A 2,645-nucleotide genomic window follows, 5' to 3' on the forward strand; every position below is an offset into this window, starting at 1 on the left:
TGTCAATGGCCAATAGTTTGTGCCCATAGGCGGCCAGCAAAAATGCCCGCTGGTGGCCATGAATACTGCCCACTCATGGCCACCAGATCTGCCCACCGGGTATTCGGCGGCGTTGGCCATGTTGGGGTGTGGGTTTAGCTCATTGGCGTGACTCCTTGTCCGGCCAGGGCCTGGCTGAGGCGAATCGATTCCCCTGAGGTCTGGCAGACGTGCGCGTGGTGCAACAGACGGTCGACCGTCGCCGTGGCGAGGGTTTTGGGCATGAGCTCGTCAAAGCCGGCGGGATGCAAATTTGAGGAAACCGCGATGGACCGTTTCTCATAGGCGGCATCGACAAGACGATAGAGCCCCTCCGCCGCGTCGGTGCCGACCGGCAACAGCCCGATATCATCGACCACAATCAAGTCCGCGCGCAGGATCCGGGCGACGACTTTGGTGACGCTGTCATCGGAGCGGTGGGCGCGCATGAGAGCGCCGAGGTCCTCGAGCCGGAACCACGCGACCCGCATGCCGGCTTCGACCACCTGCTGCCCGAGGGCCTCAAGGAAGAATGTCTTGCCCGTGCCGGAGGGCCCGCAGATTACGACGTTCTCCTTGCGCCCGATCCATTCCAGCGTCCGCAGCGCCTGCTGGGTGGGTGCGGGGATCGAGGAGGCGGCGGGGTCCCAGGTGTCGAAGGTCTTCCCGGTCGGAAAGCCCGCGGCCTTGCGCCTGGTGGCGAGCATGGACCGGGACCGGCCGGTGACTTCCTCGGTGAAGAGGGCTTTGATGACCTCGGCCGGTTCCCAGCGCTGGGCGCGGGCGGTCGCAATCAGTTCCGGCGCCAGCGCCCGTGCATGGGGCATCTTCAGCTGCCGCATCAGCGCCTCCAGCTCCGCCGGCAGCGGGGGCGCGGCGGCCGGGACCGGGCTCATGCGCTTTCCTCCAGCACACCGGCGGCACGGGCGGTACCGGGTGGGCGGCCGATGGCCGCCCACCCGGCGGTGCCCTGGGCCAGCGACCGGGTTTCCCCGGCGGCATGGGTCGTCGTGCGGGTGGCCGCGGCGCCCAGGATCGAGGCCAGGTCCTTGTTCGCGAAACGGCCATGGATGGCCGCGGTCCCCAGTGCCTGGTCGACTTCGGCCTGTCCGGCGATCTTGGCCAGGGCGACCGCTTCGGCCATCTTCACATTCATCCGCCCCGTGCCCGCCGCGGCGGCCTCGAGCAGCCAGGTGCGGGCGCCGTCCCCGATCGCGAGGAACTCCGCCTCCGCGGCCGTCCTGGCTTTCGCCGTGTACTCACCCGGGATCCGGGGCCGGTGATCCGGGAAGTGCGCGTCGTCGATCGCCGGGCTGCCGGGCCGGGCACGCCGGTGCCGGGCGACTTCCACCGGGCCACCGCTGCCGTGGTGGACGACGATGACCTGCTCGTCGGGTCCGGCGCCGTGGGATCTGACGAACACGCGGGCGCCGAGCAGATSCGCCGGGACGGAGTACTGGCCGTTCTCGAAGGTGACCATCGGCGTGTTCTCCGGGACGCTGCGCGAGAGGCCGAACGCGACGGTATGCGCGGTATCCGGGATCCGGTGCAACCGCGGCGCCTCCTCGGCCAGCATCGCCGCGGGTTTGCGGCGGGTGGCGCGGTGCTCACGGTTGTTGACCTCGTCCATGAACGCCTGGCACGCCGCTTCGATCTCGACGAAGGAGGCATATTCGGCGCGCAGGTTCGTGTCCTTGGGCACGATGTCGGCTTTGGCGAGCTTCACCGAGGACTCCACCCCGCCCTTGGACGCCGGATCCGCAGGCTGGCAGGTCAACACCGTCACGCCGTAATGGCGGGCGAAGTCGACCGTCTGCTGATTGCGCACCGGGACCCCGGCGACATGGGAAACCGTCACGGTCTTCTCGTTGTCCGTCAGGACGTAGGTCGGGGCGCCGCCCAAAACACGGAAGGTGCGGTCCAGGGCCGCGAACACGCTCGGCGCCGTCCTGTCCCGCAGGGCGATCACGACCCGGAACCGCGACCACGCCAGCCACGCCACGAACAGCACGGTCTTCTTCCCCTCGATCACCGGGCCGTCGCCGAAATCGTACTGGATCCACTGACCAGGCTCGGTCACCCACGGCCGGTGCACCCGGACATGGCCCAGCCGCCACGCTGCACGGACCTGCGCGACGGCCCGGCGGGTCGAACGTTCCGAACCCTCATAGCCGAGGGCCAGGAGTTTCTCGTGGGCCTTGTCGGCGCGGATCTTACCCTTGGAGGCCTCGATCCATTCCTCGATCTTGGGCAGGAACGCATCTGTGACCCGGCCCCGGTAGACCGGCTCGGCTATCGGCTGGCCCGCGTCCCGGGCAGCGACATGCCGGGCGACAGTGTGGTGCGAGCAGCCCGTGAGCTCCGCGGCGGCACGCAACGATCCGGTCAGATCATACGCAGCAAGTATTTCCATGATTTCTCCGTCAAACTTCATTAGGGCCTCTTCCCGGGCGACTTTGGTGCGACTAGACACCGTCATCAAACCCCGGGAAGAGGCTCCCGCCGCTTAAGCAGCAGGGTTCAGTAAAGGAAGTGGGCAGATCTCATGGCCGCCAACGGGCAGTTTTCATGGCCGTCAGCGGGCAGTTCCGTGGCCGCCTATGGGCAGTTTTTCATGGCCGCTAACA

2 protein-coding genes are annotated in these 2,645 nt (G+C 67.8%); both read right to left on the reverse strand.

Features of this window, described 5'->3' with window-relative positions; genetic code table 11:
* Positions 1 to 134 precede the first annotated feature (134 nt).
* A complete protein-coding gene (gene istB / locus AC1DIM_RS19650) occupies positions 135 to 914 on the reverse strand; it encodes an IS21-like element helper ATPase IstB (protein ID WP_477712156.1) in 780 nt (259 codons plus the stop codon).
* On the reverse strand, positions 911 to 2,452 hold the full coding sequence (gene istA / locus AC1DIM_RS19655; protein ID WP_477712157.1) for an IS21 family transposase: 1,542 nt from the start codon (positions 2,450 to 2,452) through the stop codon (positions 911 to 913). Before istA ends, istB begins: the two co-directional genes overlap by 4 nt.
* Positions 2,453 to 2,645: the final 193 nt, after the last annotated feature.

The sequence above is a fragment of the Pseudarthrobacter sp. 01T43 genome, assembly GCF_056398665.1.